This window comes from Rhizobium sp. UFLA01-1127, from assembly GCF_059803845.1.
In genome coordinates this window covers 22,981-30,040 of sequence record NZ_JAUQTZ010000073.1, presented here as the reverse complement: position 1 = coordinate 30,040, position 7,060 = coordinate 22,981, and the positions used below count along the sequence as shown (strand labels likewise).

The window sequence follows — 7,060 nt, the reverse complement described above, 5'->3', positions numbered from 1 at the left end:
TTGGAAGGATGGGTAGGAACGCCGCGGTGCTTTGATGCTGATCACGCGGCACCGCTCGGATTGCCGGATCCTCCGCCGCGCGCAGCAACAAATTCCATCGCCGCAATTGTCGCCACTTTGCCGCCTGAATATGCGAGCAGCCATGCCACATGACAGGCCATGCCAAGGCAACCGGCCGACGCTTCTTGTGTTCCTCAGACAATAAAGGCTTGCGTTTGTGCCGGCCCGGTTTCCAGCAGGCTCAATGATGATGCCCCTCCGGCTCCTCCATCCGGAATGGCAGGACTTCAACCTTGCCGTCCGCCGAAAGGACGAGTTCCGCGTCGAACTCGTGCGGCTCGGCCGGAGCCTCGGCACTCAGCATGGCATGATGATCTGCTTGAGACGGCGACAGAGTCAACGTCTCGATCGCGTCGCCCAGCCGCTTGATGTTGACGACCGCCTGCAGGCCATGCGCATGGCTGGCAACGGACAGCCTCATGCGCTCGCCATCCGGCGTATCGACAATTTCCAGAAGTCCGGTCGCCAACGAGGAGCTGACGGCAAAGGGGGCAGGAGCATGATGATGCCCATGATGTTCATGGTCGCCGTGCCTTGCGACCGTGGCGGAAGCACCCGCCGTGTCGAACTGGATCGTCGCGCTGCCAAGAGGTGCGAGATGGGCATGCAGCTCCTCCCGCAGGGCGAGCGCGATACCGTTTGCCTCGGCGATCGACATGGCGTCATCGACGGCAATCGTCATGTCGGCATGCAGCTTGTGGCCCAGCCAGCGGGCCTTGACATCGGTGATCCGCCGGATGCCGTGTACATGTTCCGCGGCATGGCGTACTTCGTCGGCGACGCTCGGCTCGATGCCATCGAGGCTTCGGGTGATGACTGCACGAGCCGACTGCCAGACGATGCCGAAGATCGCGATGGTAATGAGAAGGCCGATGATTGGATCGGCAAGCGGAAAGCCGAGCCAGACCCCGAAGGCGCCCAACACGACTGCAAGGCTCGTCAGCCCGTCGGTTCGCGCATGATAGCCGTCTGCAATCAATGCGGCACTGTTCATCTCGCGGCCGACCTTGATGCGGAAGATCGCCACGATCTCGTTCCCGAGGAAACCGATGATCCCTGCCGCAGTCACCCAGCCGAGCTGAGTGACCGGCTGCGGGTGAATGAGGCGGCTGACGGCCTCGTAGCCCGCCACGACCGCGCTGAACAGAATGATGAGAACGATCACCATGCCCGCTAGGTCCTCGACGCGGCCCAGGCCGTAGTTGAACCCGGCAGTGGGCGGACGCCGCACCAGAACGAAGGCAATCCAGAGCGGAATGGCTGTCGTCGCGTCCCCGACATTGTGGATCGTGTCCGCCAGCAGCGCCACCGAGCCGGATGCGAACACGACGATCAACTGCAGGATTGCCGTGATTGCCAGAATGGCGAAGGACCATTTGATGGCCCATATTCCCCGTTCCGAAGTCGCAATGCTTGGATCGACGACTCCGTGGGTATGGCCGTGACCTCCGGCATCGCCGTGAGAGTGGCCGTGAGACCCGTGGCTGTGGCCACCATGATCATGGTCGTGAGAGCCAAAACCAAGCCAATGCTTTATCGTCGTGAACATCAAATCCTCGCTGCAATCGGCCGTCCAGCAACCACCGAGCCGAATTCTCCTATCCTCCTGGAGAGGATATGGTCAAGTGTCGGGTGATGTCGATGCCCACTTCCGGTGCCGTCGCATGGAAATCTCGAACATGCGTCGCCCCTGGATCGGTGCTTTCCTGTGCCTGCGCCCGCGCCGAAGGATGCGGATTGCCATGCTTCAAAGGCACGCCTGGTTTCCCGGCCCCGGTTGACCGCGGCATTGCAAGGCTGCTACAGCACGGATAGACTGTAACGGTCGTAACAAAATGGAGAAACGGCTTGAGCCAATGGATTCTGCTCACCTATAAGGTACCAGCCGAGCCCGCCGCACGCAGGGTTGCGCTATGGCGACGCCTCAAAGGACTGGGCGCGATCTACCTTCAGAACGGGGTTTGTCTCCTGCCGCGTACCGACGAGAATCTTCGGCGGATAAAAATGTCGGAACTGGATATTTCAGAGATGGGCGGTGAGTCCGTACTCTTGGACTCGGCCCCACTCGATGATGCACAGCTAAACAAGGTGAGCGAACGCTTCAATGCGGACCGCGATGAACTCTATCGGGAGTTCATCGGCCGCTGCGACGACTTCGAGGCGGAAATCGCCAAGGAAATATCGCAGCAGAAGTTCACATATGCCGAATTGGAAGAAGAAGACACGGACCTGAAAAAGCTCCAGGAATGGTTTGAGCGGATCAGGAAGCTCGATTTCTACGGCGCGCAGCTTGCGATGTCGGCGGCCGAGAAGCTCAGAAACTGCGAGGCCTTGCTCGATGACTACGCGCGCCAGGTTTTCGAAGCCAACGAAGAGAACAGGGGCGGTTGAACAAGATGCACCGAAAGGACCTTCCGATGGCCGATGTGACGGGAAAAGGCCGACAACCGGCGCCAGCAATACCAGGTGGCGTCTGGGCATTGGGCTTCGTCTCGCTCTTTATGGACGTCTCCTCCGAGATGATCCACGCCCTGCTCCCTGTCTATATGGTCACCGTTCTTGGCGCCTCGACGCTTTCCGTCGGCATCATCGAAGGCATCGCGGAGGCGACCGCCGCAATCACGAAAGTATTCTCCGGGGCCATAAGCGACTGGCTCGGCAAGCGAAAACTCCTGGTCTTGCTGGGGTACGGGATGGCCGCACTGACCAAGCCGATTTTTCCGATTGCGCCGTCGATCGGCTGGCTGATCGCGGCACGCTTCATCGACCGTATCGGCAAAGGCATTCGCGGCGCGCCACGGGATGCCCTGATTGCGGATATTTCGCCACCGGAAGTTCGCGGCGCAAGCTTCGGACTGCGGCAGTCTTTGGACACGGTCGGCGCCTTCCTCGGCCCAACGCTCGCGCTGCTTCTCATGTGGTGGACATCCGATCAGTTCGGCACGGTTTTCTGGATTGCCGTCATCCCCGCATGCGTGGCAGTCGGCCTCATCCTTTTCTTCGTCAAGGAGCCTGCGAAAGCACCCGGCAGCGGCAGCACGAAATTTCCGTTGCGGAAAGCCGACCTTCTGCGGCTTCCAAGCCCATACTGGCTCGTGACGGGGGTTGCGGCGATCTTTACGCTGGCACGCTTCAGCGAGGCCTTTCTGCTGCTCGATGCCAAGGACCTCGACATGCCCGTCATGCTGATTCCGCTCGTGCTGATCGGCATGAATTTCGTCTATTCGATATCCGCATATCCCGTCGGAATACTTGCCGACCGGTTCGAGCGGGTCACGTTGCTTTTGATCGGCATCGGGCTTCTGGTCGCAGCCGATCTGGCGTTGGCTTTCATGCCCGGATTTGCCGGCCTCACGCTCGGCGTGCTGCTCTGGGGCCTGCACATGGGCTGCACCCAGGGAATCTTCGCGGCATTGGTCGCGGACGCTTCTCCGGACTATCTGCGGGGAACGGCCTTCGGGGTCTTCAATCTCGTTTCGGGGATCACGTTGTTATGCGCCAGTATCCTTGCCGGCGGGCTCTGGGAATGGATCGGACCTGACAGCACCTTCGTCGCCGGCGCAGCCCTTGCATCCCTGGCCGGCCTGACTTTGGTCATTCTTCGAAAGCGCCTCAAGAAGGCCTGATGCCTGCCGTGGTCATGGCGGCAGCCAGGCAGATGTCAGTCTATTCCGGCATCGAAGAAGAAATCCTATTCAACGCCGCGCCAAGATTGCTGAATGGCGCGGCCTCGGTGGTGCAGATCAGCTGTTCGGTGATCTCGGCGTTGCCTACTGCTGTGCGGGCTGTTGTGCAGGCGCCGCTTTCTGAATCTTGTCCTGAACCTTCTTGACGAGCGCCGGATCCTTCTTTGCAGCCGTCAAAATTGAGTTGTATTCGTCTACCGACATGCCGGGAGAGGTCTGAACAGCCTGCACCATCTGCTTGCTTGCCTCGGTCTGCAGCTGTTGCTTTGCCGTTGGATCAGAGGTCGCTCCGATCTTGGCCGAATATTCCTGCCTGATCTTGTCCACCTGGAGATAGGCAACCGCAAAGGCTTCGATCTTTTGGTCGCTGACGGCGGCAGCCGTACCGTTGCTATCGGGTTGCGTTTGGGCAGATTGCTTGTCTGGCGTTGCCTGCTGTGCAGAGGCAGGATTGTTGAGAAGCATCAAGCTCAAGACCGCGGCAGTCAGCGATGCGGCAGGGATATAACGAGTGATCATGTTCATTCCTCTTTGGGAGCGCGGGGGAAACACCTCTTTGACGGCGTAGAGCGAATGGCGGCATATCGCATTGATTTTTAGCCGCGGTTTAGAGCATGACGCCGAAAAGTGTGCGCGGTTTCCGGACGGCGTCATGCTCTATTTCTTCGATTCTAGAGCGGATTCGGATTCTAGGTCGTTTCGGCCTAAAATCATCCGGCTCTACGGTTGAAGAACGATCCGGCGACAATGTGACCGTCAGACGTTTTCTATAAGGCAATAGCGCGGCGATCGGCTGACCATAGAGCGGCGACTTTATGGCTGCGGCTGATCGACCCCATGCTTGTTCTTCCCGATGCTTGTTCTTATCGTCGTCGCGGTTTCCTGCGCGCGGTCTGCTCAAGTCAAACGCCAAGCTTCCCCCCGGCTTCACCCTCCGGACGAATGTCAACCTGTAATGTTTTCAAACTGATCAATCCAGCGCTTGCTGATGATGCAGGGGTATCATGAGCGGGAGTTTTGCAAGCCGGACGCGATTATCCGAAAGATTGCGACGCGAGTGCAAAAACGACCGGAGAACCAGTGTTGTAGCGGGCATAGGCGGCGGCTTCGGAAGAAATCATGGTCGTCACAGTGTCAAAGACGGACATTCCGCTTTGCTGGACAAAACCGGCGAACAGGCCGGTATCGAAATGGGTGTCGAGCCGAAGAAAACTGCCGACATGCGCGACGACATGCGGATGAACGACGGAAATTGCATCTTCCTCACAATAAGCAACGACGGGACCGACGACATGGCCGCGGCCAAACCGACGGCGCATGGAATAAGCCATCAGCGTCCCACCATCATAAAGGCCGTAGCAGATAGAGCTTTCGAACAATCGCAGGAGGTGCTGGTAGCGCAGCGTACCGAAAGCAGGCTCGTCCAGGGCCGAAACTGCATCCAGATCATTGCGTTCGAGCCGCCTCAGCTCGAGCCCCGGCTTGATGCCGCCGACCTCGGGCACGGACAGCACCTCCCCCTGACACTGAAAGACCGTCTGTTGCGGCATGAATCCGAGCGTTGCGCACATCCGGCGCGCTGCTCTTGTCGCATTCAGCCTTAATCGTTCCTGATGGCATTCGGCCAACATCCTCTTGACGAGCCACTCGGCCGTACCATTCGTCTGCAGGCGCGGCGCGGTGATCAGCATGCCGAATGTGGCGAAATGCTCTCCATGCGGAAACCACATGGTCGAGCCGGAAACCCTGCCGATTTCGTCAAGCGCCACGAAGCCGCGGCCGACATCCCGCAGATGCTGCCAGTCCTGCGATCGATGCGGCCACCCGACCGACATCGAGAGGGCCTGCAGCTGTGATAGAGGGACGTCTGCAATGTCGGCAAAGCGCAGTTCGAATGCATCGACATGCAGTTTTTCGGGTACTTTTGTATCCATTCGTGGTCCAGCCGCCATCCAATCTTCCAGCTGCATATTGGCGCGAGCCGGCATCATGCTTTGGCGACCTTAGCCGAGACTTCGCAAAACATTTCACTGCGTATGCAAATACCAGCGCAAGAATTGACCGTATGAGCCGCGCTTTCGGCAGGTATTCTTCTGACGGACGCTTAACTTCCTTTGATCAAGGCGTGGCTGGCGCAGACGAAAACGGCAACCGGAGATCGGCAATACCCATGCAGGCATCGGACATTCTGGCAAAACTGGTCGGCCTCGATTTTGTCGTTGGAAGGCCGAACGCTGAAATCGTGGAGTGGATCGGCACCTATCTGAAGTCCTTCGGAGCCACGGTTGATGTCCTTGCAGGTCCCGAGGGTGACAGATCGAACCTTTTTGCGACGATCGGCCCACGCGACAAACCGGGTTATGTCCTCTCCGGTCACATGGATGTCGTACCGGCCAACGAGACGGGATGGACGAGCGATCCCTTCGTGCTGCGGGTCGATGGCGAGAGGCTGCATGGTCGCGGCACCAGCGACATGAAGGGCTTTCTGGCCGCGTCCCTGGCGGCCGCGCCGATGCTCGCGGCAAGCCCTCTCGCAAGGCCGATCCATTTTGCCTTTTCCTATGACGAGGAAGCCGGCTGCCGCGGCGTGCCGCATCTCATTGCGCGCCTGCCGGAGCTGTGCGAAACGCCGCTCGGCGTCATCGTCGGGGAACCCAGCAACATGCAGGCCATCCTTGCGCATAAGGGAAAATCGGCCGCGCGCATCACCCTGAAGGGGCGCTCCGGTCATTCGTCGCGGCCCGACCTCGGCCTCAACGCCATTCACGCCGCGGCCGAGGTCTTGCAGGCCGCCGTTTCGACCGCCCATGCTCTTGCCCAAGGACCATTCGAAGCGGAGTTCGAGCCGCCTTATTCGTCGGTCTCGGTCGGTACCATTCACGGCGGGCAGGCCCTCAACATCATTCCGGATCTCTGCATGCTCGAGGTCGAAGCACGGGCAATTTCCAGCGCAGACCCCGAAGCACTGCTCTTGCCGGTGCGCGAGACCGCTGCCGAGCTTGAGCATCGGGGATTCCAAATCCAATGGGAGGAGCTGAGCTCCTATCCCGCCCTCTCCCTTTCACGGACCGCCCCTCTTGCCGGTCTGCTGACCGAGCTCACGGGCATGGAGCCCCTGGCGGCCGTCAGTTACGGCACCGAAGCCGGGCTCTACCAGCGCGCCGGCCTCGAGGCGATCATTTGCGGTCCGGGCGACATCGGCCGCGCACACAAGCCGAACGAATTCATCCTCATGGACGAACTCGCCGCCTGCCAGGCCATGATCGAGGCTCTCGGCCGCCGTTGCCTGGTATGACCTAGCAAGATCTAAGGAT

At 59.7% G+C, this 7,060-nt stretch carries 6 protein-coding genes; 3 read left to right on the top strand and 3 right to left on the bottom strand.

Annotation, left to right across the window (positions count from 1 at the left end):
• Positions 1-241: 241 nt before the first annotated feature.
• On the bottom strand, positions 242-1,609 hold the full coding sequence (locus Q4Q11_RS18710; protein ID WP_498570453.1) for a cation diffusion facilitator family transporter: 1,368 nt from the start codon (positions 1,607-1,609) through the stop codon (positions 242-244).
• Between the two features lie 299 nt (positions 1,610-1,908).
• Between Q4Q11_RS18710 and Q4Q11_RS18705 the strand changes: the two genes are divergently transcribed.
• Positions 1,909-2,451 (top strand): Chromate resistance protein ChrB, encoded by a 543-nt coding sequence (locus Q4Q11_RS18705; RefSeq protein WP_113214539.1) that lies wholly within the window; start codon positions 1,909-1,911, stop codon positions 2,449-2,451.
• Between the two features lie 26 nt (positions 2,452-2,477).
• Positions 2,478-3,686, top strand: coding sequence for an MFS transporter (locus Q4Q11_RS18700; RefSeq protein WP_498570452.1), 1,209 nt, complete (start codon positions 2,478-2,480; stop codon positions 3,684-3,686).
• A gap of 144 nt (positions 3,687-3,830) precedes the next feature.
• Here Q4Q11_RS18700 and Q4Q11_RS18695 read toward each other — a convergent pair whose 3' ends face one another.
• Entirely contained in the window at positions 3,831-4,265 is a 435-nt protein-coding gene (locus Q4Q11_RS18695) for a DUF4168 domain-containing protein (RefSeq protein ID WP_112509396.1), read from the bottom strand.
• A gap of 515 nt (positions 4,266-4,780) precedes the next feature.
• Complete coding sequence (locus Q4Q11_RS18690; protein ID WP_112509397.1) at positions 4,781-5,680, bottom strand: GNAT family N-acetyltransferase; 900 nt, start codon at positions 5,678-5,680, stop codon at positions 4,781-4,783.
• Positions 5,681-5,916: 236 nt separating this feature from the next.
• On the opposite strand from Q4Q11_RS18690, the gene argE reads away from it, so the two are divergent.
• Positions 5,917-7,041: an acetylornithine deacetylase gene (gene argE, locus Q4Q11_RS18685; protein ID WP_498570451.1), complete on the top strand. Its 1,125-nt coding sequence runs from the start codon at positions 5,917-5,919 to the stop codon at positions 7,039-7,041.
• Positions 7,042-7,060 lie beyond the last annotated feature (19 nt).